This window comes from Marinobacter sp. NFXS9, from assembly GCF_040148665.1.
GTDB lineage: Bacteria > Pseudomonadota > Gammaproteobacteria > Pseudomonadales > Oleiphilaceae > Marinobacter_A > Marinobacter_A mangrovi.
This window is the reverse complement of sequence record NZ_JAGDDW010000019.1, coordinates 54,830-78,733: the sequence shown is the minus strand read 5'-3', so window position 1 is coordinate 78,733 and position 23,904 is coordinate 54,830. Positions and strand designations below refer to the sequence as shown.

The 23,904-nt window shown below is 63.5% G+C and carries 20 protein-coding genes; 10 read left to right on the top strand and 10 right to left on the bottom strand.

Going from position 1 to position 23,904, the window contains the following annotated elements:
* Nucleotides 1-385: hypothetical protein (locus J3364_RS21180; RefSeq protein WP_349560140.1), on the top strand; the 385-nt coding region annotated here is incomplete at its 5' end.
* A 224-nt stretch (nucleotides 386-609) separates the two neighbouring features.
* Nucleotides 610-1,347 (top strand): hypothetical protein, encoded by a 738-nt coding sequence (locus J3364_RS21175; RefSeq protein ID WP_349560139.1) that lies wholly within the window; start codon nucleotides 610-612, stop codon nucleotides 1,345-1,347.
* 70 nt (nucleotides 1,348-1,417) lie between these two features.
* On the opposite strand, the gene J3364_RS21170 is transcribed toward J3364_RS21175, so the two are convergent.
* Genes J3364_RS21170 through araD form a run of 6 tightly spaced genes read right to left on the bottom strand, consistent with a single transcriptional unit; the run spans nucleotide 1,418 to nucleotide 8,063 of the window.
* Complete coding sequence (locus tag J3364_RS21170) at nucleotides 1,418-2,884, bottom strand: patatin-like phospholipase family protein (RefSeq protein WP_349560138.1); 1,467 nt, start codon at nucleotides 2,882-2,884, stop codon at nucleotides 1,418-1,420.
* A 58-nt stretch (nucleotides 2,885-2,942) separates the two neighbouring features.
* Entirely contained in the window at nucleotides 2,943-3,941 is a 999-nt protein-coding gene (locus J3364_RS21165; protein WP_349560137.1) for an aldose 1-epimerase, read from the bottom strand.
* A gap of 6 nt (nucleotides 3,942-3,947) precedes the next feature.
* The gene (locus J3364_RS21160; RefSeq protein WP_349560136.1) at nucleotides 3,948-4,583 is read right to left on the bottom strand and encodes a 2-dehydro-3-deoxy-6-phosphogalactonate aldolase; all 636 of its coding nucleotides are present in this window, start codon (nucleotides 4,581-4,583) and stop codon (nucleotides 3,948-3,950) included.
* A 12-nt stretch (nucleotides 4,584-4,595) separates the two neighbouring features.
* Nucleotides 4,596-5,537 (bottom strand): 2-dehydro-3-deoxygalactonokinase, encoded by a 942-nt coding sequence (locus J3364_RS21155; protein ID WP_349560135.1) that lies wholly within the window; start codon nucleotides 5,535-5,537, stop codon nucleotides 4,596-4,598.
* Nucleotides 5,534-6,298 carry an SDR family NAD(P)-dependent oxidoreductase gene (locus J3364_RS21150; protein WP_349560134.1) on the bottom strand — a complete coding sequence of 255 codons (765 nt, stop codon included), beginning with the start codon at nucleotides 6,296-6,298 and terminating at the stop codon, nucleotides 5,534-5,536. The genes J3364_RS21155 and J3364_RS21150 overlap by 4 nt, the downstream gene beginning before the upstream one ends.
* Before the next feature lies 1 nt (nucleotide 6,299).
* Entirely contained in the window at nucleotides 6,300-8,063 is a 1,764-nt protein-coding gene (gene araD / locus J3364_RS21145; protein ID WP_349560133.1) for an L-arabinonate dehydratase, read from the bottom strand.
* A gap of 335 nt (nucleotides 8,064-8,398) precedes the next feature.
* Here araD and J3364_RS21140 point away from each other — a divergent pair, with 335 nt between their 5' ends.
* The 8 genes from J3364_RS21140 to J3364_RS21105 all read left to right on the top strand — a co-directional run bounded on the left by J3364_RS21140 (nucleotide 8,399) and on the right by J3364_RS21105 (nucleotide 18,656).
* Nucleotides 8,399-9,187, top strand: coding sequence for an IclR family transcriptional regulator (locus tag J3364_RS21140; RefSeq protein ID WP_349560132.1), 789 nt, complete (start codon nucleotides 8,399-8,401; stop codon nucleotides 9,185-9,187).
* On the top strand, nucleotides 9,184-10,071 hold the full coding sequence (locus J3364_RS21135) for an SMP-30/gluconolactonase/LRE family protein (RefSeq protein WP_349560131.1): 888 nt from the start codon (nucleotides 9,184-9,186) through the stop codon (nucleotides 10,069-10,071). Before J3364_RS21140 ends, J3364_RS21135 begins: the two co-directional genes overlap by 4 nt.
* A gap of 101 nt (nucleotides 10,072-10,172) precedes the next feature.
* Entirely contained in the window at nucleotides 10,173-11,768 is a 1,596-nt protein-coding gene (locus J3364_RS21130) for a solute:sodium symporter family transporter (RefSeq protein ID WP_349560130.1), read from the top strand.
* Nucleotides 11,769-11,930: 162 nt separating this feature from the next.
* Entirely contained in the window at nucleotides 11,931-12,752 is an 822-nt protein-coding gene (locus J3364_RS21125; protein WP_349560129.1) for a hypothetical protein, read from the top strand.
* Between the two features lie 72 nt (nucleotides 12,753-12,824).
* Entirely contained in the window at nucleotides 12,825-13,622 is a 798-nt protein-coding gene (locus tag J3364_RS21120) for a hypothetical protein (protein WP_349560128.1), read from the top strand.
* Nucleotides 13,612-16,578, top strand: coding sequence for a coiled-coil domain-containing protein (locus J3364_RS21115; RefSeq protein ID WP_349560127.1), 2,967 nt, complete (start codon nucleotides 13,612-13,614; stop codon nucleotides 16,576-16,578). The genes J3364_RS21120 and J3364_RS21115 overlap by 11 nt, the downstream gene beginning before the upstream one ends.
* On the top strand, nucleotides 16,568-18,022 hold the full coding sequence (locus tag J3364_RS21110; protein ID WP_349560126.1) for a hypothetical protein: 1,455 nt from the start codon (nucleotides 16,568-16,570) through the stop codon (nucleotides 18,020-18,022). The genes J3364_RS21115 and J3364_RS21110 overlap by 11 nt, the downstream gene beginning before the upstream one ends.
* Nucleotides 18,009-18,656: a condensin complex protein MksE gene (locus J3364_RS21105; RefSeq protein WP_349560125.1), complete on the top strand. Its 648-nt coding sequence runs from the start codon at nucleotides 18,009-18,011 to the stop codon at nucleotides 18,654-18,656. Before J3364_RS21110 ends, J3364_RS21105 begins: the two co-directional genes overlap by 14 nt.
* A gap of 14 nt (nucleotides 18,657-18,670) precedes the next feature.
* Here J3364_RS21105 and J3364_RS21100 read toward each other — a convergent pair whose 3' ends face one another.
* The 4 genes from J3364_RS21100 to fdhF form a co-directional block, all read right to left on the bottom strand.
* On the bottom strand, nucleotides 18,671-19,825 hold the full coding sequence (locus J3364_RS21100) for a Fic family protein (protein WP_349560124.1): 1,155 nt from the start codon (nucleotides 19,823-19,825) through the stop codon (nucleotides 18,671-18,673).
* A gap of 94 nt (nucleotides 19,826-19,919) precedes the next feature.
* A complete protein-coding gene (locus J3364_RS21095; protein ID WP_349560123.1) occupies nucleotides 19,920-20,159 on the bottom strand; it encodes a formate dehydrogenase subunit delta in 240 nt (79 codons plus the stop codon).
* On the bottom strand, nucleotides 20,156-21,022 hold the full coding sequence (fdhD, locus tag J3364_RS21090) for a formate dehydrogenase accessory sulfurtransferase FdhD (protein ID WP_349560122.1): 867 nt from the start codon (nucleotides 21,020-21,022) through the stop codon (nucleotides 20,156-20,158). Before fdhD ends, J3364_RS21095 begins: the two co-directional genes overlap by 4 nt.
* Nucleotides 21,009-23,897 (bottom strand): formate dehydrogenase subunit alpha, encoded by a 2,889-nt coding sequence (gene fdhF / locus J3364_RS21085; RefSeq protein WP_349560121.1) that lies wholly within the window; start codon nucleotides 23,895-23,897, stop codon nucleotides 21,009-21,011. The genes fdhD and fdhF overlap by 14 nt, the downstream gene beginning before the upstream one ends.
* Nucleotides 23,898-23,904 lie beyond the last annotated feature (7 nt).

The following is a 23,904-nucleotide window of genomic DNA, read 5'->3' as shown; positions in this document are numbered from 1 at the left end:
TCCCGTGGGATCATGGGGCTTTCTTCCGGTTTTTGGACGAAACGGGGAGATTTATGATGGATATTATACCCCGAAGTCAGGCCAACTCATTGCCTTTGTTCAGGTTTTTACTTTTGCAGGGGCGACTTTTTATCTTCTTGGCGTTGGCACCTCGAATTTTCCGTTCAGGAGTGCCATTTGCGAGTGGTTGGTGGTCGGTAGGCTTTCCGATGGCTGCCCTGGCGATATCGGCGCTCAAATATTCGATGTTTGTGCAGATTTGGCCCTTGAAAGTGGTGGCGGTCTCACTGCTTATGTTTGTAACCGTTACGATCGCTGTGTTGTTTTTAAAGACACTGAAGTTGATCATTTCGGGAAAACTGCTGGCTGGATAGGGGCTATTTAGGGGCAAGCGTCACGGCCTGCCTTGTCGCAAAAGGGCTGGATTACTGTACTTGAGCTGGTCCGGTTGACCATCCGCATACTGGATACCTGCATCCAGAACCCGGTATTACGCAAGTAGCCCTGGCCAAGTTTCGCAAGTATCCCGCTTCTATCTGTACTGCCGTCACACTGAAGTTTCCCGGATGCTCGCCGTTAAACAAAGTACGGCACCGGGAGACGACAGGGATGAAAATCGACTCGCTTACTTCACTGTTTGGACAGCAGGCCCGCTTTGACAACGGCAACGCTCGTGTCGAAGAAATCAGCGCCGACGAGTTATCGAGTACGCCTGCAGAAACAGCGTCTGCCATTTACCGAGAAGATGATCCGGTACTCCCTTCCAGCCACGGTCTCTACGATGTTCGAGCCGTTATCAACACCAACATAGAATCTCCTGAAGCCATGACGGCCCGCTACAATCGGGTGCAGGAGCTGTTCGGCTTTGAGATCGGTGAGCGCGCGGCTGATCTGGAGCTTGGTTACCTATCCGGTGTTGAAAGCCTGTCCGCCACGCTCAAAAGCAAGGACTGGGGATTCTCGATTCAGGAAGGTGAGCTGACTGTTCTGGAGGGTTCCGATCCGCTGACGGACGGTGAGCGCGACAGGATAACGGATTCACTCAAACGTGCCGGCGTTGATTTTGCGGCGCAATCCGTCGCGGACGCGGTGATCGAGAAGATTGAACTGGACCGCGGGCCGAACGGGCTCAGTCGCAGCATCGGCCGTTTCGACGTGAATCAATCGAACTTTGCCGACGTCGTGGATCTGCGATCGTTCATGGCGGATTACCAGCCAGGTGGCAAGTACGCCAGGGGATTGGTCGACCCATACGATATTGAAGGCCGTTATTTTGGGGCCGGTACCGGCATTATGGATCAGGTGGTCGACAAAGCCGAGGAACGGTTTATCTATACCGGGCGCTAGGTTCCAGACTCTATTTTCGGAAGGTTGCGGGCAGTTCCCGTCTTTTAACCGAGATTGCGGACCGTGTGAATCAATCCGTCACCCTTCGCCTTTCAGTCCCCGCCCGTTGCTTGAGCCGTGCAATACAATCCCGGAACGCCCGACTCACCACGGTCTGATCCCGCACCATCGCCATCTGCGGCCAGGTGGCCTGTTCCCCCAGTTGAATGTACATCGCCAGGTCTTGTTCGCTGGGGTTGGAGAGTACCTTGCGGTACAGCCAGGGTTTGAACGGGAACTGGATGTTGATGTCCCCCAGATAGGACTGGGTCGCCAGCGCGTGGGCCTGTTCCACGTAAGGTCTGAGGATGCTGGGCGTGCCCACGTTGCGGGTCATTTCCAGTACGGAGGCCACCTGGGCGTGCACCAGCGTGCCCGCGGCCTGGCGCATGGAGGCCGGGACGCCGCGATCGCGCCGGTGGCTGATGAACGGCAGCACGTGCGGGTTGGCCTGGCTGACGATGGTTTTGTTCACGTTGTGCAGACGGGCCATGCGCATCATGGGCAGGTCGCCGTGAACGCTGCCGTCGATCCAGGTTTCGGTGGGCATGTAATCGGTTTCGCCGTCCGCCGCCTGTTTATCGCGCCCGCGCAGGGTGACCGGCGGGTAGATGCCAGGCACCGCGCAGGAGGCGAGTACGGCGGAGTCCACCATCACTTCCGGCGAGGCCAGCTCGTTCAGCAGCCGGGGTTTCTGACGGGTACGGGTCGGCGAGACGGAGATGTTCAGCGTGCGGCCGCTGTGCAGGTACGCCTCGCGGAAGCTGTAACGCCCGACGTTGGCGCGGATGTGTGCCAGCAGTTTTTCGGGGTCCATGGCGTGGCCGTCGCGCCAGATGCGGTCCGGGCGCAGCCAGTGCAAGGCGTCCCGGTTGACCTGTTCCGGGTGGCTGAAGAAGGTCGCCAGTTCCGAGTCGTCCCGGGTGCAGATGGCGGCGGCCAGAATCGCGCCCATGCTGGAGCCGGCGATCACCGGCGGCAACAGATCCTGCGACCACAGGGCCCGGGTGACGCCGAAATGGTAGATGCCGAAAGCCGCGCCGCCGCTGAGCATCAGCGCAGTGTTGCCGAAGACCCGCTCGGCGTTGCGGAACAGCTGCAGCTTCTCCGAGTCGGTCGCGCCCGGCAGCGGGTTGTCGCACACGTACTGCATGCCCCGCTCGACTTCTTTCAGGAATTCCGTGACCAGGTGTTTGGTGCCGGTGCGGGCGACGGCGTACAGGTCCGGGTTCGACAGTTCGCCCAGGTGGCGGTACAGGCTTTCCTGCAACACGCGGGTCAGGGAGCGGGTGTCGCAGTCCAGGCGATGGGCTTTCAGCGCCTCCATATGCTCGCGGATCAACGCGCTGTGGAGCATCGGCGTGTCGTCTTCGGCCCGCCAGTCCAGCAACCCGTCCACATCGTCGAGTTCGGCGGCCGCCGCGTACCAGTCGTCATAACAGGTCGCGTTGGCCATCTGTTGCTGGAGGGCTTTGCGGAATCGGGATTGGCGTATCATGCCGAATACCTTAGCTCAACCGGCCCACCTTGGGGAGGCATCGGGGATGAAGGCCTGTTCAGGTTAGGTCCGGAAGGATGCGGATTTGCGCGGACAGCGTGCGCTCGCGTCCCGGCGCCAGCCGGATGGCGTTGGCCAGCTCCGGCCGGTTGAAGGCGTCGGGCATGAATTCGTTGGGCTCGATGGCCAGGCCGTCGTACTGACGGTGAGGCAGGCTGTGGCCGGTATAGACTTGCACCACGCCATGGGACTGGGCGAGTTCCAGGGTCAGGTGGGTGGCCGGATCGTGCAAGCGGCTGCTGATCCAGCCCGGCTGTGGCATCCCCACAAAGCAGCAGTCGATCGCCTGGCCGTTGATATTCTGGCCCTCGCCGCTGAAATCCGATTCAGTGCCGGTCAGGTCGGCCACGCTGGCCGCGCCGGGTAATGGAATCAGTCGCTCATCGGTGACGACGCTCTGGTGATAGGGCAGCGTCAGGTGGGCATCGCGAATATCGCGCCCGCGGGTTTCCAGGTAGGGGTGCCAGCCCAGGCCGACCGGTGCGGAGACGGCGCCCTGGTTGGTGGCGATCAGGTCCAGCCGCAGGCCGTCCCGGGAGAGGGTGAAGCGGGTTTTCAGGGCGAGTTTGAACGGGTAGCCCGGTGCGTCACCGGCCAGAAGCTGGTCTGTAGCCAGCTCCAGAATCGCGCTCTTGTCATCGGCGGTTTCCCGAACCGGGTACCAGGCCGCATCCATGACCAGCCCGTGCAGGCTGTTGCCGTCCTTGTCGCGCCTGGCAAAGGCGTGGGTCACACCATCGAAGGTGTATTGCCCGCCGGCCAGACGGTTGCTGTAGGGCGCGAGGATGGCGGAGCGGGCACCGGTTAGGGCGGCGAAATCGGCCGGGTCGTTGTAGCCGCCGAGTACGGGCTCCGGCCCTTGTGCAGTGGGCAGCGTCAGGCTCAGCAGGGTAGCGCCGCGCAGGGCGATCTTGGCCCGGGCGGAGCCATCCGCACTGGCCAGCACCCGGGTGGGATAGTCGCCGAACCGGCCCTCGGTGATGTGGTAGCCCGCCATCGTTCCTCAGCCTCCGATCTGACGCCAGGCGGCGACGTAGGCGTCGGCCCGCTCGCGCAGGGTGGCGGCATCGAAGCCCGGCTTGTAGAGGCCGGAGCCGAGGCCGAACCCGCCGGCGCCGGCGGCGGCCAGTTCCCCGAGATTCTCTGGGGTGACGCCGCCGGTTGGCGCCACCAGTGTGCCCTTCGGCAGCACCGACAGCAGGGCCTTGATGCCTTGGGCGCCCACCAGTTCCGCCGGGAAGATCTTCAGCGCTTCGGCGCCGGCTTTCAGGGCCGCAAAGGCTTCGGTCGGCGTCATCGCGCCGGGCAGCACGTCCATGCCGGCGGCCACGCCGGCGCGGATGACCTCCGGATCGCCGTGGGGCATCACCTGCAAGCGGCCGCCGGCCTGCTTGAGCCGTTCCACGTCTTCGATGTTTGTGACGGTCCCGGCGCCGATCAGGGCCTGGTCGCCAAAACGTTCGGCCAGCGCCGCGATGCTTTCAAAAGGCGAGGGCGAGTTGAGCGGCACTTCGATCAGCCGGAAGCCGGCCTCGATCAGTTGTTCGACCAGGGGTACCGCTTCCTCCGGTTGGATGCCGCGCAGGATGGCGATGAGGGGCAATTCGGCGCGGTAGGTTTCAAACGTTGGGCTGGGCATGGGCAGTTCCGTTCAGTTGGACCGGGGCAGCCCGGCGCGGGTTGCCAGTTGGTGGAGGCCGTCGATCACCGCCTGGTCGCCGTCGAGGCTGCGGCTGCTCTGGCCGTGTAATTCCAGGGCCTCGGCATAGAGTGCCGTCAGGCGCGGATCGCCGATCAGGGTGACGTCGCTGTGCGGTTGCAGCGCGGCGACCATGGCGCGCACTTCATCACCGATCAGCAGGCCGGACAGATAGGCGCTGGCGGTTTCCGGGAGCATGTCACCGAGCAGCACTTCGGTACGGGCGCTGAACAGGTGATGCATCAGGCCGCCGGGGCGACGGACGCGTTCCAGTCCGCGGCGGAAGGCCCGGGCATCGTGCCTGCCATCGGCGGCAAAGCGACGAAGGATGGTGTGCTGGCGCAGGGCCGAGTAAGCGTCGCCGGTCATGCAGGTGCTGAACGACTGCACGGTGCGGCCTTCCAGGCGGACCCACTTGGCGTGGGTACCGGGCAGGCAGAGGATCTGTTCGCCGGTGGCGTCACGATCGAGGGCGCCGAGAATCTGGATTTCCTCGCCGCGCATGGCGTCCGGGCTGTCCGCCACCGACTGGCCTTTCAGGCCGGGCACGATGTACGCCGGGTTGGCTTCGCCCAGTGGCGTGACCCGCACCAGGCCGTCGGCGATGTCGTCGAGGCTGGCGGGGCAGGCAAGATACGGCACGTCCACCAGGCCGTCGGCACTGCCGATCATGCCGGCCATCAGCACCGGTACGCCGGGCAGTTGTGGCAACCAGGGCGCCAGCAGTTCGGCCAGCACGGCCGGGAACGCTTCCCGCTCCACATGCAGGATGCCCTTCGGGGCCTGCAGGCGATCGATGACGGCGCCGTCGGCCGTCAGAAGGGTGGCGCGGAAGTTGGTGGTGCCCCAGTCGACCGCAATCAGCGCGCCGGCGCTCAGCTCCGTCGCCGTCATACCCGCCCTCCGTCGATGATGTGGCTCTGGCCGGTGATCAGCGCGCTGTCTTCGGCGGCCAGGAACAGGGTCAGGCGGGCGACGTCCGCGGGATCGATCTTGGTCTTCAGGGCCTGTTGCTGCATCAGTTCCTTCTCGGCCTCATCGGTCAGCCACAGGTCTTTCTGGCGCTGGGTCATCACCCAGCCGGGCAGCACGGCGTTGATGCGGATGTTCTCCGGCCCCAGTTCCCGGGCCAGTCCCTTGGTCAGGCCGACGATGCCCGCCTTGGCGGTGACGTAGCCGGGGTAGCCTTCCAGGCCCAGCAGGTAGCTGTTGGAACTCATGTTGATGACGCTGCCGCCGCCGGCCTCGCGCATGGCGTCGCGCACCGCTTGGGTGGAGAAAAAGTGCGGGCGCAGGTTCACGGCCATGCCCTGGTCCCAGTATTCCGGCGAGACGTCTTCCAGTTTGTGGCGGTCGTCCCAGGCGGCGTTGTTGATCAGCACCCGGATCGGGCCCAGCCGGTCGGCGACGGTATGGATGGCAAAGCGCAGCGCTTCGATGTCGCGGATGTCGCAGGGCACGAACAGCGGCTGGCTGGCGCGGTCGGCCAGTTGCTCGCTGAGGGCGTTGCCGGCGTCCTCGTCGATGTCGAGAAAGGCGACTCTGGCGCCCTGGTCGGCAAAGGCTTCCACCAGGGCGGCGCCGATGCCGGTGGCGCCGCCGATGATCAGGGCGACGCGGCCGGCCAGGCTCGGGTAGGTGGCGTAGTCGGCCATATCAGTGGGACTCCCGCGTCACGACGTGGCCGCTGCTGCCTTTCAGGAAGTCCAGGTCCGCGCCTTCGTCCGCCTGCATCACGTGGTCGATGTAGAGGCGGTAGTAGCCGCGCTTGTGGGGGGATTCGGGCGCTTCCCAGGCCTGCTGGCGGCGGGCCAGTTCCTCGTCGGAGATGTCCAGGTGCAGCTTGCGGGCCTCCACGTCCATCTCGATCCAGTCGCCGTTTTCCACCAGCGCCAGCGGGCCGCCTTCGTTGGCTTCCGGCGAGATGTGCAGCACCACGGTGCCGAACGCGGTGCCGCTCATGCGGGCATCGGACAGGCGCACCATGTCGGTCACGCCTTTCTCCAGCACCTTCGGCGGCAGCGGCATGTTGCCCACTTCCGGCATGCCCGGATACCCCTTCGGGCCGCAGCCCTTGAGGACGAGGATGGAGTTTTCGTCCACCTCCAGGTTCGGGTCGTCGATGCGGGCCTTGAAGTCCTCGATGGTTTCGAACACCACCGCCTGGCCCCGGTGCTTGAGCAGGCCTTCGCTGGCGGCGGACGGTTTGATGATGGCGCCTTTCGGGCACAGGTTGCCTTTCAGCACGGCGATGCCGGCGGCCGGGCGGACCGGGTTGTCCATGGGGCGGATGACGTCGTCGTTGAAGCATTCCACCTGATCCAGCGCTTCGCCGATGTGCTTGCCGGTGATGCTCGGGGCGTCCAGGTGCAGCTGATCCTGCAGGCGCTGGAGCACGACGGGCAGGCCGCCGTTGTAATGGAAGTCTTCCATCAGGTATTTACCGGACGGCATCAGGTTGACCAGCAATGGCACCTCGCGACCGAGGCGGTCGAAGTCTTCCAGGTCCAGCTCCACGCCCAGGCGGCCGGCGATGGCCAGCAGGTGCACCACGGCGTTGGTGGAGCCGCCAATCGCCGCGTTCACCTTGATGGCGTTCTCGAAGGCCTTGCGGGTGAGGACCTTGGAGATGGTCAGGTCCTCGTGGACCATCTCCACCATGCGCATGCCGGTCAGGTGGGCCAGGACCTTGCGGCGGGCGTCCACGGCGGGAATCGAGGCGTTCAGGGGCAGGGCCATGCCCATGGCTTCCATCAGCGAGGCCATGGTGGAGGCGGTGCCCATGGTCATGCAGGTGCCCGGGCTGCGGGACATGCAGCCTTCGGCGTTGAGGAATTCCGGCAGGCTCATGGTACCGGCGCGGACCTGCTCGCTGAACTTCCACACGTCCGTGCCGGAGCCGATGTCCTGGCCGCGGTACTTGCCGCTCAGCATGGGGCCGGAGGAGATGACCGTGGTGGGCAGGTCGACGCTGGCCGCACCCATCACCTGGCCGGGTGTGGTCTTGTCACAGCCGCCCAGCAGGACGACGCCGTCCAGCGGGTTGGCGCGGATGGATTCCTCCACGTCCATGCTCAGCAGGTTGCGGAACAGCATGGCGGTGGGGCGCATCTGGGTTTCGCCCAGGGACATGGCGGGAAATTCCAGCGGCACGCCGCCCGCTTCCCAGACGCCTTTCTTGACGTGCTCGGCGATGTCCCGCAGGTGGGCGTTGCAGGGGGTGATTTCCGACCAGGTGTTGCAGATGCCGATGATCGGCCGGCCGTCGAAGGCGTGATCCGGCAGGCCCTGGCTCTTCATCCAGCTGCGGTGGATAAAGCCGTCGCGGTCGTGCTTGCCGTACCACTGCTGGCTGCGGAGCTTGCGGTCTTTGTTGTTACTCACTCGGTCTCTCCCGTGATGCGGTCGTTGCCCCGCCATGGCTGTCCGAAGCGACGGCAAGGCCATCCGGGCGGTCCGGATAGCCGGTTGGGCGCAAGAAGGCTTGATATTCCTTAAGGGTAGAAGAAAGGCATGCATATGCCTTTAAGTTCCAATATATGGAACTTGTGTTCCAATTATGGTTTAGTGTTATCTTCCGACCCGTTCCGTGTCAATACGGGTTGGCTTTATTCAGGTCATTTGACGCCAATGGCTACGCCTTGACCGGCACAATGCCGAAGGTCCATATTGCGGAACCGTCATTTCCAGATATGGAACTGAGTGGTATAAACGCGACACAATAGCGTCACAACAACAAACGAGGTCCCCCATTCATGTCGTCGATCGATAAGGCGATCCAGGTCCTGGAGACCGTCTGCGACAATCCGGAAGCCATCCGGTTCACAGACCTGGTCACTCGTCTCGGGCTGCCCAAGTCCACTGCACATCGCCTGCTCACCACGCTGCTGGATCACGGTCTGGTCCGTTATGACCGGGAAGACCAGCGTTATTCCCCCGGTTACCGCCTGCTGAGCATGGCCCAGCGGACCTGGGAGCGGCTGGATATTCCCAAGGTGGCGCGGGATCACATGCAGCGGCTGCTGCACGAGGCAGGGGAGACGGTCCATCTGGCTGCGGTGGACGGTCACGAGATCATCTACATCGACAAGCTGGAAAGTCCCAAGACGATCCGGCTGTATTCGGCGATCGGCAAGCGGGGCCCCATGTACTGCACCGGCGTGGGCAAGGCCATCCTCGCCTACTTGCCCGAACAACAGCAGGAAGACGTCATCGCCCACACCGAGTTTGTCCGGCACACCGCCCACACCATTCCCGACGCCCGGGCCCTGCGTCAGGCGCTGGCCGACATCCGTGTGCGTGGCTGTGCGCTGGACATGGAAGAGCACGAGGAAGGGGTGCGCTGCGTGGCGGCGCCCATCTTCAATTTCCGGGGCGAGGTGGTCGCCGGCATCAGCGTGACCTCGTTGGCGTCCCGCATGAGCACCACCCGCCTGCAGGACCTGCAGGCGCTGTTGCTGGAAGTCGCCCGGGACATCTCCCGCGAACTGGGCTACCTGCAACCCAACGACCACAGCCGTCCCGGCGGCCAGGAGGCGTCATGAATTTCGAACCCCTGCTGGACGACCGTTTTGCGCTGGGCGAAGGTCCCCACTGGGACGCGGCACGGAACGAACTGCTCTGGGTCGACATCGTCGGCCGCCGGGCGTTTGCCTATGGCCCGGACGATGCCGCGCCGCGCAGTTGGTCCTTCGAAGAGACGGTCAGCGCCATCGTGCCGCGGTCCAACGGTCACTACCTGGTGGCTGCCGGGCGTGGGGTCTATGACCTGGATCCCGCGGATGGCCATCTGACAGCTGTGGCTGAACCGGCGGACGAGCCCTCCGAAAACCGCACTAACGAGGCCCGCGTGGATCCCCGTGGCCGCTTCTGGATGGCGTCCATGCAGCAGAACATCGGCCCCGACGGGGAGAACATCCCGGTGCGCCAGAGCAGTGGCCTGCTGTGGTGCATCGACACGGACGGCAGCGTCCGGCAGGTGGAATCCGGCGTCGGCATCAGCAACAGCCTGGTGTGGAGCCCGGACGAAACCCGCATGTATTTCGCCGACACGCTTAAAGGTGTGATCTGGCAATACGACTGGGATGCCGACACCGGCGCCGCCCGCAACCGCCGCGTGTTTGCGGCGACCGAGGGTTACGGCAATCCGGACGGCTCGGCCATGGATGAGGACGGTTGCCTGTGGAACGCCCGCTGGGGCGCGGGCTGCCTGATCCGCTATCGGCCGGACGGCGAGATCGACCGGATCGTCGAGGTGCCCGCGCGCTGCCCCAGCAGCTGCGTGTTCGGCGGTCCGGATCGCAAAACCCTTTACGTCACCACCGCCCACGCGGAATTGACGCCATCGGAACGCGGGCCGCTGGACGGCGCGCTGCTGGTGGCCGAGACCGATGTGGTGGGCCAGGCGTGTACGGCCTTCAAAGGCTGATGTTTCCGAACGTGCGACGGGACGGACTCTTGCTGCCCGGGTGGTGCAGCGTCGCGCATTGAATTCACCGAACTGATGTTTTCCAAGAACAAGGACAAGCTATGCATGCACTTACCCTGATCTCGTTCCTGTTTTTTACAGGGCTGGTCGCACTGATCACCTGGCTGGTCACACGCCGTGACGACCATGACAGCACGCGCGGCTATTTCCTGGCCGGTCGTAGCCTGACCTTCCCGTTCATCGCCGGGTCGCTGTTGATGACCAACCTGTCCACCGAGCAGATGGTGGGCCTGAACGGCTCCGCGTTCACGGACGGCCTCAGCGTCATGGCCTGGGAAGTGGTCGCGGTCATTGCGCTGGTGCTGCTGGCGCTGTTCTTCCTGCCGCGCTTCCTGCGCAGCGGGATCGCCACCGTGCCGCAGCTGCTGCGCGAGCGGTTTGATCCGGGCACCCAGCTGATCTGTAACATCATCTTTCTGCTGGCGTACGCGGTCATCCTGCTGCCGATCATCCTGTACTCCGGGGCGGTGGGGCTCCAGGGCATGCTGGACCTGCCGGGTCTGACCGGCATCCAGTCGCACACCACACTGCTGTGGGGCACGGTCTGGGTCGTGGGGCTGATCGGCTCGGTTTACGCCCTGTTCGGTGGTCTGCGCACGGTTGCGGTGTCCGACACCCTGAACGGTGTGGGGCTGCTGATCGGTGGCTTCGTCATCGTCTACTTCGGCCTGCAGGCGGTCAGTGACGGCACCGGCGTGATGGCCGGCTGGGATATCCTCAAGCAGACCAACCCGGACAAACTGAACTCCATCGGCGGTGCGGACCAGCAGGTGCCGTTTGCCACGCTGTTTACCGGTGTCTTCCTGATCAACGTGTTCTACTGGACCACCAACCAGCAGATCATCCAGCGGACGTTTGCCGCCAAGAACCTCGCCGAAGGCCAGAAGGGTGTGCTGCTGACCGGTCTGTTCAAGCTGCTGGGCCCGCTGTATCTGGTTATTCCGGGCATCATCGCCTACCACTTGTACGCGGGTGACGGCATCCGCGCGGACGAAGCTTACGGTCACCTGGTGTTCAACGTGCTGCCGCCGTACCTGACCGGCTTCTTCGCTGCGGTGATGGTGGGTGCGATCCTGTCGTCCTTCAACTCCGCGCTGAACAGTACCACCACGCTGTTCAGTCTCGACCTGTACAAGGGCGTCATCAACAAGGACGCCACCGACGAGCAAGTGGTCAACGCCGGTAAGATCTTCGGTTGGGTCATGGCCATCGCCGCCATGCTGATCGCCCCGATGCTGGCGGGGCAGGAAAGCCTGTTCGGCTACCTGCAGAAGATGAACGCCATGTACTTCATCCCGATCCTGTCGGTGGTGCTGGTCGGCCTGTTGAGCAAGCGCGTGCCCTCGATTGCGGCCAAGATCGCCCTGATTGGCGGCTGTGTGATCATCGGCCTGGTGTACTTCGTGCCGCCGTTCACCGGCATCCTCGACGCGATCAACGACTTCCACTTCGTCGCGCTGGTCTTCGTACTGCTGGTGGTCGGCATGTTGCTGATCGGCAAGATCGCCCCGCGGGCCACTGCTTGGGTGCAGCAGGACAGCGGCCAGGTCGACCTCACGCCCTGGAGTGGCGCGATTCCGGCGGGCATCGTGCTGGTGATTCTGGTGATTGCCATCTATGCGGCGTTTGCCGGTTGATGCAGCGGTGTTGATTGACGCGCCCTGAAACAGGCGCCGTCGGGTCGATCGGGCAACTGATTGACCGGTCGGCGCCTTTTTCATGAGGGCGCGTCCTACGGTGTTGGCAGATCCTCGCGCTTTGCTTTAGTGTCGATACCGGACTTCACACGACGACAATCAATGAAACGCCGACTGACTTTTCGCCCGTTCCTGTTTGCTTTGCTGCTGGCCAGCCCCCTGGCTTACAGCGCCTGCCCGAAAAATCCCGCAACAGCGTATGAACAGCTCTATTGCGATATCCAGGCCAAAGGCGGCGGGTCGACGTTGCCCACGTTCGAAGATTTCCGCAGAAATACCCCTCAGGTCCAGGCCCTGTTGCTCAAGCGACCGGCGGCCCGGCTGGGGCTGGCGGTGCCCGGGCCCGAGGCGGCGACATCTCAATCGGCGAAGCCTGCCAGTCCGGTCACTTCAGAGCGCCCAAAACCCGACCCCGAAACCGAGCCGACGCCTCCGCCGGCAGGCGATTCGGCATTCGAGGGTTGTCAGTTGGGTGGCACGGTCATTCGCTGTCCGTCGGCCCAATACGAACTGGCGACCAATCAGGCAAATTCGGCCCTCCGCACCGGTGTGCTGGATGACGACAATCGCCTGGGTTTGAGCCCCTATCGCGGGGACCTGTCGAACGAAACCGCGGTTCGCGCCTATCTCTCCGACGCCTACGATCGCTACATCGCCAAGATGCTGGAGATCGGCCTGGGCGGCACCACCATGAGCTTTACCCGCTTCTACAACAGCTTCCGACGTTACGAGGCGAAGGGCATCGACTTTGCCCAGCGGATGGACGAGACGTTCGACTACCTCAAGCAGGACAAGCGCACGCTCGGAGTGAATCGCAAGCCGCCGGACGAGCTGCCAAAGAGTCTGAAAAACTGCGCACCCTCCGGCGCCCGGGTGATCGTGTGCGACAATGTGGCGACGAACTGGGTGTATGTCCGCGACTGAGTGTCCGGCGTTGGTGTCGACCCGGCCGATTTCGTATTCTGGGTCGTTCTCTTTTGGATGTGAGTCACCGGCATGAGTCTGGCCCTGGCGAAATACCTCGCGGCGATGCGTGAGGGTAAGCCGATCAACTATCCTGCGTTCCTAAAACAACTGCCGTCTGACCTGGTCGCCCGGCACCGCGATTGTTTTGAGCTGGACCGGGTGTCGCAGCAGCGCTGGCGGGTGACCTGTCGGGACGACGCGGTGATGGCCGAGCTGGAGCGCCTGGCACAGGCCCCGACCACTCGTCGCGACGCGGCCCTGCAGGGGGATTCCCACCGCCGGGTGACGGCAACCGCCTTCGTTCTGGTTTACCATGACGCCCTTGCGGACCCGCGGCCGGATGTGGCGTGCCTGAATGCCGATGCCAGCCATATTGGCTTTACGCCCAAATCGACGGCGCTGGTGATCGAAAACGAGGATAATTTCGCCCACTACCCACAGATGCTGGCATTCGCCGGCACCTGCCTGGGCGAGACGCTGTCGCTGGCGACCTGTGACGTCATTCTGGGCGGCGGCAATCGCGTGCTGCGCGAGCCGGTGACCGACTGGCTGGCCGGCTACGAGCGCATCCACTGCGCGTTCGATTACGATCTGGGCGGCCTGAAAATGTATCAGGCGTTGCAGGTACGGTTGGGCGATCGGGTGCGGTTCCTGCAGCCGCCGGACTGGGCGCCCTATCGCGACGGCTTCCGGAAAACACCGCAGACACCGCAGCGACTGACGGACGCCATCAACCGGGCGTCGACGCTGGGCTTTACCGGGCTGGCGTCGCTGTTCAGCGAGACCCGGAAATTTATGGAACAGGAGATCATTCTGGATGAGCACTGAGGGGATGCCCCAAAGCGACGCGCAGGCCTATTTCCGCTTCGGGATTCGCCGCCTGGTGCTGGTGGATTCGGCGGGCTTCTGTTACGTCGAGATTCCCCTGAACCAGCACGCCCTGCTGCTCGGCAGCGGCAACCTGGGCAAGTCGAGTCTGCTGAATTCGCTGCGGCTGTTCCTGCTGCCGGAGAGCAACTTCCGCAACAGCAAGAACAAGTTCGCCTTCCGCAACGCCAGCGCGGGCAGCTTCTACACCAACGAGGAAAGCTACCAGCACTACTTCCCCAGCCAGTCCAGCTTCCTGATCATGGAAGTGGAAAGCCCGTCCGGCACCCATTGCCAGGTGCTATACCGGGAGCACAGCAGCCAGCTCAGCTACGGCCGGATTTTCGTGCCGGTGGCCTACGACCAGCTGCGCGGCCTGTTCTGGCACTGCGCCGAAGACGACGCCGACGGCATCGGTGAGGCGGTGTCCGGGCTGTCTGTGGGTAAGGTGACCGAGGCGCTGAAGAAGCTGTCCCGGGAGACGGTGGTGACCAGTGATCCCGGCAAGCTCAAGTCGATGCTCTACAGTTCCGATCTGATGTCACCGGACGCGGTACGCTACTCCGTGCTGCCCCTGGCGGATCCCGACGAGCGCAAGATCCAGTCCCTGCGCACGCTGATCCTGCTGCTGTTCGAGATGAAGGCGGACGACAAGGCCATGGCCCACGCGGTGGCCAGCATCATCGAGGCGGACAAGAAATTCGCCGACGACGCCTTCGAGCTGGATATCGACCAGTTTCTCGAGCGCCACGACCAGCTCAAGCGCCGGCAGGAACACCTGACCCGGATCGAATCCGCCCGCCCTCAGTTCGACAAGCTGCAAGCCGCGTTCGAGCGTTACCAGACCCTGACCCGCACCCAGCATGACTTCGCTGCCTTCCGCGACGGGCTGGCCCAGGCCCTGAAAGACATCGGCCAACAACGGCAGGATGCGGATCGCGAGCGGGATGACCTGCAGGGTACGCTCAAGCAGTCCCAGAAACAGCTCAATACCCTGAAGACGGATCAGAACCGGCTGGAAGGGGAGATCAAGGCGCAGAAGTCGGTCCTGACCAAAGCCGAGAAGACCCAGAGCGATGGCGAGATCCTGGTGTCGCGCTATGGCGATATGTCCTCCGAGGAAATCCAGGCCGCCCTGGACGAGGCGCTGGAGGACAGCCAGGCCCAGCTCAACGCCCTCAACAGCGCAGCCCAGGCCGAACAGCGCAAGGCCCAGCTGAACCGGAATATCGAGAAGCTGGAAGCGGACCTGAAGTCGGTGACCGAGCGCGAGCAGCGCGCCCAGTGGCAGCTCCAGAACCAGTTGGACGATGACGTTGTGGCCCCGTTGCGGGCGGTGAACCCGCGTCTGGTGTCGGCCAGCCCGGGGCAGGCGTTGGATGACGAGACCAAGGCCACCCTGAGCCGGATGGCCGAACTGTTCGAAAAGACCGAGCAGGGCTATGACTGGTTCGATACCGCCTTGCCGGCCAGGGCCGCGCAGGCGGACGACTTCCCGGCCCAGCGCCGCAAGCTGGACGGCGAACTCAACGCCGCCCGCCGCCAACTGGCGGAGCTGGACGACAATGCCAATGGCGGCCCGGACCGCGCGCAGCGCATCCAGCAGGCGGAGAAGGATATCGCCGCCACCCGCAAGGATCTGGACATCCTCAAGCGCCTGCCCAGCGCCGCCACCAACATCGAGGATGCCGGGCAGGCCATCGATGAGGCCAATCGCACGCTGGCCGAACTGGAAGAGAAAATGGCCATCGAGCGGGAGCGCGTCGAAGCCGTCGGCGCCAAGCTGGACAAGGCCCAGACGGCCGCCAAGCGCGCCCAGGAACGCCAGACCGAACTGCTCCACCTGCAGAACAACGTCACTGCCGATCAGCGCCGGTTCCCCTCTCTGCAGTCCGTCGAAGCCGAAGAGCCGCTGGCGGCGGACGCCCTGTCCATCGCGCGCCAGGACGACATCCGCAGCGGTCTGGAGGAGATGGAGCGATTACGCTTCAGTATCCTGGAAAGCCTGCGCCGGCTGGTGAACAAGGGGATTGGCGAGGACCGCGACGGCGCGCTGGAAAGCGACAGCCCGAGCTGGCAAACGATCCGCGATACCTTCAAGTCGCTGTCGGATCTGTTTAACGGGCTGGCCGAGAGCGGGCGAGTCCTGCGCGAGCAGATCGATTCCCACAACGAAACGGTGGCGAGCTACCGCCAGGCGCTGAAGGCCAACAGCGAACACATCCGGCGTTTCGAGACGGCCCTCAACCGGGAGCTGGACGGCGTCACCATCAACGATCTGGTGGAGATTCGCGTCGATATCCACACCGATCCCAAGTTCCACAATCTGGTAGAGGAATCGGCCGCGATCGATCCGTATGCGTCGGGCAAACTGCAGTCCGACGCCTTCTACGATCGCCTGCGGGTATTCGTCGCCGAGTTCTTCGGGGACCAGAAGAGCGGCAACCGCCTGACCATGGACAAGGTGGTCACCGGCGTGTCCTACCGCACCCGCAAGCAGTCCGCCACCTCACTGGACACCAAGGGGCAGTCCACCTCGACCACGGCCCTGATCAACCTGGAGCTGGTTCACCGCTTGTTGCGGCGGGTGCTGTACCCGCAGATCAGTCTGTCGTTCCCGATGGTGCTGGACGAGCTGGCCAGCGTCGACGTCAGTCAGGTGCCGGCGCTGCTGGAGCGTTTGCAGCACCAGGGCTTCAACCTGTTTTCCGCGGCCACCCACAGCGCCAGTCCGGAGCTGATCTTCCAGGTCGGCCGCCATCTGGAAGTGGGGCAGATGCGCACCGACCGCCCCTACAGCGCGAGTCGCAACCTGGTGTTCTGGGGCGGGCCGGAAGGTTTCAGCGACCGGGAAGGGCTCGCCGATTGGTTCGACCAGACGCAGCATCACCTGCTGGATGTGAGCCATGAGCAGTAAGCGGTTCAGCACCCTCGACACCACGCGGCTGCTGTTCGAACACCCGCGCGTCCTGTTCCGGGTGATCGAGCGCATGGACCGGGAGTCGGTGCGTTACGTGCGCGAGAGCGAACTGGCGATGGACGTGCTCGACTACGTGCGCGACCTCAAACGCACGGAGCAGGAGCGCATCCGCACCGGCTTCAGCACCGACAACCTGTTCCGCACCGGGCTGGTGATCGACATCGTCAAGGCCGAAGGCGAACGCCGGCTGGTGTTCCAGGAAGCGCTGCTCAACCTGATCCGGGCCTGCAACGCCTCGCTCTACCAGGAGCTGACCGATGCCCGCCTGAGAGGCCATCTGGTCACCCTGCGGGACATTCACGACCGGCTGACCCAGAGCACCTTCAACGACGCGGACCCGGATTTCACCGAGCTGCGTGACGACCTGAACGAGCGGGTCAGCCTGCTGATCGGCCTGCTGCGCCAGAACATCCTGCGTATGCAGACCCTGAGCGCCGACCTGGCGGAAATGTCCGGCGATGCCAGCCGCGCGCCGGAGCAGTTCACCGCGTTCCGCCAGGACCTGCTGGAGCGCATCGCCACCCTGTACGAGCGGCACATCCAGCCAACGCTGGTGTTCCTGAACCCGGACACCCGCCTGCCCGACGGCGCCAACCTGTTCGCCACACTGGAGGGCATCATCCGGCTGCTGGAGCAGAACCGGCAGCAGGACATCGCCGACCAGATGTTCCGCTCGTCCCTGAGCCTCAACGCGCTGCACAAGCCCATCCAGAGTCTGGCGGCCGAGGTGGATCACTTCCTGCGCAAGACCCGCCGCAGCATGATCCAGTACAACGCCATGGAGCATTTCTTCGGGCAACTGCGCGAACTGAAGGAAGAGACCGAAACCCTCAACCTGAAGAAGAAGTGGCTGGACGGCAGCGACTTCTCCCGCACCACCGGCTTCCTGGTGGGGCTCAAGGCTCAGAGCCGACCGAAGCAGTATGCGTTCGGACAGTCGTCCAGCTACTACCAGTTGCTGTTCTCCGAGCTGGATCTGCGGCTGGCGGACCTGGGGCGCAAGGCGCAGGTGCCCGATCTGGGCCGGACGGGCGCGGCCGGCAAGGACCCGAAAGTCGACGCCGAGCGCATCCAGACCCTGTACCAGTGGCTGGAAACCCTGCAACTGCGGCCCACCGGCGATCTGGTGCGTGAGCTGCACGGGCGCCTGGATGGCGTGGTGGAAGGCTATCGCTTCCCGGATCTGCTGGCGGCGGTCAATCGCCTGAACCACAAGCATCCGGACGGCTTCCGGGTGGTCACCACCAACCGTTTCCAGACCCTGGAAGCGGACGCCCGGACTGACGACATTGCCGATGTGTTCGTCTATCGCCGGCGCCGCCTGGAGCCGCGCCCGAATTCAACCACCGAACAGGAAGCAGCGAACCATGCCGGATCCTGAACACGCTCTGTCCGCCGACACCGCGATGCCGGCGGAACCGACCGCTTCTACTAACGGCTTCGATCACATTGCGCCGGCCCAGAGCGCGGCGCTGTTTCGCGAGCTGGCGGCGGGCAAGGTCATCGTGCGCGACGTCTACAACCCCAACCGCTCGGAGCTGGAAGCTAACCCGCTCTACAACCTGCTGTACAACAACCTGTCCCATTTCAGGGTGTTCTACGAGCATCTGGGGAGCGAGCTGGTCTTCAACGAAAACGGGGCGTTTTTCTACCTGCGGGAGAACACCGACGAGGACAGCGAGGAGCACGACGAAAACGCCTTCCGCGTGCAGGTTTGCCTGCTGCTGATCGGTCGCTATTTTGCGCGTTCAGGCCGGGATCTGGAGTACCTGGGGCGACCGGATGCCGGCCTGCGCGATGAAGACGTGGATGCCCTGGAGGCGGACGAGGAATACCGTGACATCCTCCGCGCCGCCCGCTTCGAGAAAGGCATCGGCGAAGCGCTCGATTACCTGGGCAAGCGTCAGCTTCTATTCAAGACCGGCCCCAAGCGCTACTTCCTGAGTTCAGCGGGTATGCACTTTTTGCAGCAGCTGGTGCAGGAGTACGAGGCGCGGGAAAACCGCGCCAGTTAGCTCGCTGGCCAAGCTTAATCCTGGTTGAGGATATCGAGATATTGCCGGTATACGAAAACACGGTTACGTTTCTGCCCTGTCGCCTCGTGGACAAGGTTGAGTTGGTTTTCCAGTGCATCCAGCACTTTGCCGACTGTAGCGGGCGTTAATCCGGTTTGCTCTGTGAGGCTATTGACGGTCGCCACCGGATGCCCAAACAGGGCGTCTAGGACCTGGGTGGCTGAACCGGAGATGCGCCCAAGATCAGCTAGTTTAGCTTTGTCATCTATGCGCAATTGATTGAGCCGCTGGGCAGTTGTTACAGCCTGTTCGGCGGTTTCTGAGACCGCATCAACGAAAAACAGAAGCCAGCTTTCCCAGTCCCCATGAGTTCGTACTTGCTGGAGTCGATCGTAATAGACTTGTCGGTGCTTGCGAAAGAATACAGACATGTAGAGTAGCGGTTCCCGCATCACTCCAGCGTCGACCAGAATCAGAGGTATCAATAAGCGCCCGAGTCGCCCATTGCCATCCATAAACGGGTGGATGGTTTCAAACTGGACGTGCGCGAGCGCAGCCTTTATCAGGGGATCGGTTGCTTCAGGAATATCGTTTATAAACTGTTCCAGTTGTGCCCAACAGTCGGCCAAATGGGTTGGTGGAGGCGGGACGAACATTGCCTCATCAGCGCGATGCCCTCCGATCCAGACTTGGTTTGTGCGGAATTGGCCAGGCCCGCGCGAGATGCCACGACCAGAGGTCATGAGAGCCCGATGCACATCGGTGATCAGGCGAAAGCTGATAGGCAGGCCTTCACGAATGAGCTGTACGCCAAGATTCAGCGCGCTTACGTAGCATGAGACTTCTTGGGCATCATCGATGGGCACTCCGGGAACGCCATCCATTTCATACAGCATCAGGTCACTCAGCGAAGACTGAGTGCCTTCGATCTGAGACGACATCACTGCCTCTTTACGCACGTAGCTGTATAGGAAGAGGTGAGCATCGGGCAATAGCGTGGTGATCGCGTCCAGGCGGCCCAGCGAAAGAAGAGCGGCATTCAGGCGTTGCTGCAGTTTCCCTTCAATTGCCAGAGGTGGCTTCGGCGGGAGTGCTGTTGGTAAGAACGCATTGCACTGAACTCCGCCGGCAATGCTCGTTGTGAACGTGCCGGTAATCCCTCGCTGCATGAGTGTCCCTTCGCGAAAGTAAATTAACGCAATGCGTTATTTTACGTTTAACGCGAAAATAAAATAAGGCCCATAGCTAATTTAACCTGTTGTGTTAACTCGCCTTGGCCTGACGCCACGCCTTGAGTTCTTCCACCGCGAGTCTGGACACGGTGTTGAGCTCGTTGCCGTCGTTTTCGGCGTAGGCGATGATCTGGTCCTTCATGCTGCGGGCCCAGAACTTTTTCAGGTGGGTGGCGACCATGTCCGCAGCGTGTTCGGCTTCGCCGTGGTGCAGGTTGTTGTCGCTGATCTGGTTGATCATCTCGATCAGGTGATGCAGTTCGTTGTTCACGTCTTGTTCTCCTGCATGGCGCCGGCTTCCGCCGACGTCTGTCCGCAATGGTAAATCACGTGGCGACCCGGACGGGCGAAGCCGATCAGGGTCAGGTTGGCCTTGCGCGCCTCGCGGATGGCCAGGCCGGTCGGAGCCGAGACGGCCACCAGGCAGCCGATGCCGACCATAGCGCTTTTCTGCACCATCTCGAAACTGCCCCGACTTGAGACTAGGGCAAACCCCCGCCCGAAATCACGACCCTGCCGCAGCCAGTGGCCCACCAGTTTGTCGAGTGCGTTGTGCCGGCCCACGTCCTCGCGCACGGCGAGAATCGTGCCGTCCACATCGCACCAGGCGGCGGCATGGGTGGCACCGGTTTCGGCCTGCAACGGCTGGTGCTGTTTCAGCTCGCGTACCGCTTTCTGCACGGCCTCGTCGGTGATGGCCGGGTGAGCCCCCACCTCCGGGATGTCCCGGATGGCGTGGTCCAGCGATTCGGTGCCGCACAGCCCGCAACCGGTCCGGCCGGTCATGTTGCGGCGCTGGGCTTTCAGGGCAAACATCCGTTCGCTGGCGATGGTCATCTCGACCGTTGCTCCCGCCGGGCTGAAATGCACCTCGATGTCGTAGAGTTCATCCGGACGATCCAGGATGGATTCGGTCAGGCTGAACCCGGTCGCAAAGTCCTCCAGATCCACCGGCGTTGCCATCATCACGGCGTGGGAAATGCCGTTGTAGACCATCGCCACCGGCATCTCCTCGGCCACGACGTCGTCGGTCTCCCCGCTGTGTTCCGTCCCGCGTTCGTCGACGCGGGTCCGGAACAGAGGGGCGAGCGGGTCCGGCTTGGTGGCCGGATCGTCGCCGTCATTTAAGGGCAAAGTTGGACTCATCTTTCGAGTTTTCGAGGTATTGCTGTTGCTGCTCGTCGAAGGACTGGAAGTGCTTCTGCCATTCCGACGGCTGCGACACTTTTTCCACCTGGACCGCCGTGACTTTGTATTCCGGGCAGTTGGTGGCCCAGTCCGAGCTGTCGGTGGTGATCACGTTGGCGCCGCTGCCCGGGTGGTGGAAGGTCGTGTAGACCACCCCTGGCTGCATGCGATCACTGATCCGGCAGCGTAGCACGGTCTGGCCGACACGGCTGCTCACCCCCAGCCAGTCGCCGTCGCTGATGCCCCGCAGTTCCGCATCGCTCGGATGGATTTCCAGTACGTCCTCTTCGTGCCAGCGGCTGTTCTCGGTGCGCCGGGTCTGGGCGCCCACGTTGTACTGGCTGAGGATCCGGCCGGTGGTCAGCAGCAGCGGGTAGCGCCGCGTGCTGCGTTCCGGTGTGGCCACGTATTCGGTGATCGCGAAATGCCCCTTGCCGATGGGGAAGTCCACCTCGTGCATGGTGGGCGTGCCGTCGGGGTGCTCGTCGTTGCACGGCCACTGGATGCTGCCCAGTTCGTCCAGCTTGTCATAGCTGACGCCGGTAAAGGTCGGCGTGAGCTGGGCGATCTCGTCCATGATCTCGGACGGGTGGCTGTAGTTCATCGGGTAGCCAAGCGCGTTGGCCAGATCCTGGGTGACTTCCCAGTCTTCCTTGCCGGCGACCGGCGCCATCACCTTGCGCACGCGGTTGATGCGGCGCTCGGCGTTGGTGAAGGTGCCGTTCTTCTCCAGGAAGGTGGAGCCGGGCAGCAGCACGTGGGCGTACTTGGCGGTCTCGTTCAGGAAGATGTCCTGCACGATCAGGCAGTCCAGTGAGGTCAAGGCCTGCTCCACGTGCTGGGTGTTGGGATCCGACTGGGCGATGTCTTCGCCCTGCACGTAGAGCGCCTTGAAGTGGCCGGCGATGGCGGCGTCGAACATGTTGGGGATACGCAGACCCGGTTCGTCGTCGATCTTTACGTGCCACAGGTTCTCGAAACGTTCGCGAACCGCGGGATCACCCACGTGCTGGTAGCCCGGCAGTTCGTGCGGGAATGAGCCCATGTCGCAGGAACCCTGCACGTTGTTCTGGCCCCGCAGCGGGTTCACGCCCACGCCTTCGCGGCCTAGGTTGCCGGTGGCCATCGCCAGGTTGGCAATGCCCATCACCATGGTGGATCCCTGGCTGTGTTCGGTCACGCCCAGGCCGTAGTAGATCGCGCCGTTGCCGGCGTTGGCGTAAGCACGGGCAGCCTTGCGCACCAGTTCGGCCGAAACGCCGGTTTCCGCTTCCAGGGCTTCCGGTGAATTGCGCTCCTCGCTGATGAAATCGCGCCAGGCCTGGTAGGCGTCCGTTTCGCACCGTTTCTCGATGAACGCCTTGTCTTCGAGGTCTTCGGTGACCACCACGTGGGCGAGCGCATTGATCATCGCCACGTTGGTGCCCGGTTTGAGGGGCAGGTGCAGGCTGTCACTGCCATGGGGCGTCTTCAGCAGATCGATCCGGCGCGGATCCACCACAATCAGGGTGGCGCCCTGGCGCAGCCGGCGGCGCAGCTGCGAGCCAAACACCGGGTGGGCGTCGGTCGGGTTGGCGCCGATGACCAGGATGGTGTCGGCCTGCATCACCGAGTCGAAGGTCTGGGTGCCGGCGGATTCACCGATGGTGGTCTTCAGACCGTAACCGGTCGGGGAATGGCAGACCCGGGCGCAGGTGTCGGTGTTGTTGTTGCCGAAGCCGGCGCGCACCAGTTTCTGCACCAGGTAGGTCTCCTCGTTGGTGCAGCGGGAGGAGGTAATGCCACCGATGCTCTCGCGGCCGTATTCGGCCTGGATGCCCTTGAGGCGTTTGGCGGAGAAGTCGATGGCTTCTTCCCAGGAGACGGTGCGCCAGGGCTGGTCGATGGACTCGCGGATCATCGGTTCGGTGATGCGGTCCTTGTGGGTGGCGTAACCGAACGCGAAGCGGCCTTTCACGCAGGAGTGGCCGTGGTTCGCGTCGCCGCCCTTGTAGGGCACCATGCGCACCAGCTGGTCGCCTTTCATCTCCGCCTTGAACGAGCAGCCCACGCCACAGTAGGCGCAGGTGGTGACGACGCTGTGCTCGGGCACGCCTTCCTCGATCACGCTCTTTTCCATCAGCGTGGACGTCGGGCAGGCCTGCACGCAGGCACCGCAGGACACGCACTCGGAGTCCATGAAGTCTTCGTCCTGGCTGGCGGCGACCTTGGAGTCGAAGCCGCGGCCGTCGATGGTCAGGGCGAAGGTGCCCTGGACTTCCTCGCAGGCGCGCACGCAGCGGGAGCAGACGATGCACTTGCTGGGATCGAAGCTGAAATACGGGTTGGACGCGTCGGTTTCCGCATCCAGGTGGTTCGCACCTTCAAAGCCGTAGCGCACATCCCGCAGGCCCACGGCGCCGGCCATGTCCTGCAGTTCGCAGTCGCCGTTGGCGGGGCAGGTCAGGCAGTCCAGTGGGTGGTCGGAGATGTACAGCTCCATGATGTTGCGCCGCAGCTTGGCGAGCTTGCCGGTCTGGGTATGGACTTCCATGCCCTCGGCCACCGGCGTGGTGCAGGAGGCGGGGTAACCGCGCTTGCCCTCGATTTCCACGGCGCACAGGCGGCAGGAACCAAAGGCCTCCAGGTTGTCCGAGGCGCAGAGCTTGGGCACGGTGATGCCGGCCAGGGCGGCCGCGCGCATCACGGAGGTGCCTTCCGGTACGCTGATCTCGACGCCGTCGATGGTCAGGGCAACGGCGGTCTCCGAGAGCCGGGCGGGTGTCCCGTAATCCCGGTCAGGATCGATGCGGTGCTGGCTGGGGTCGAAATAGTTCAACATGAGGTGT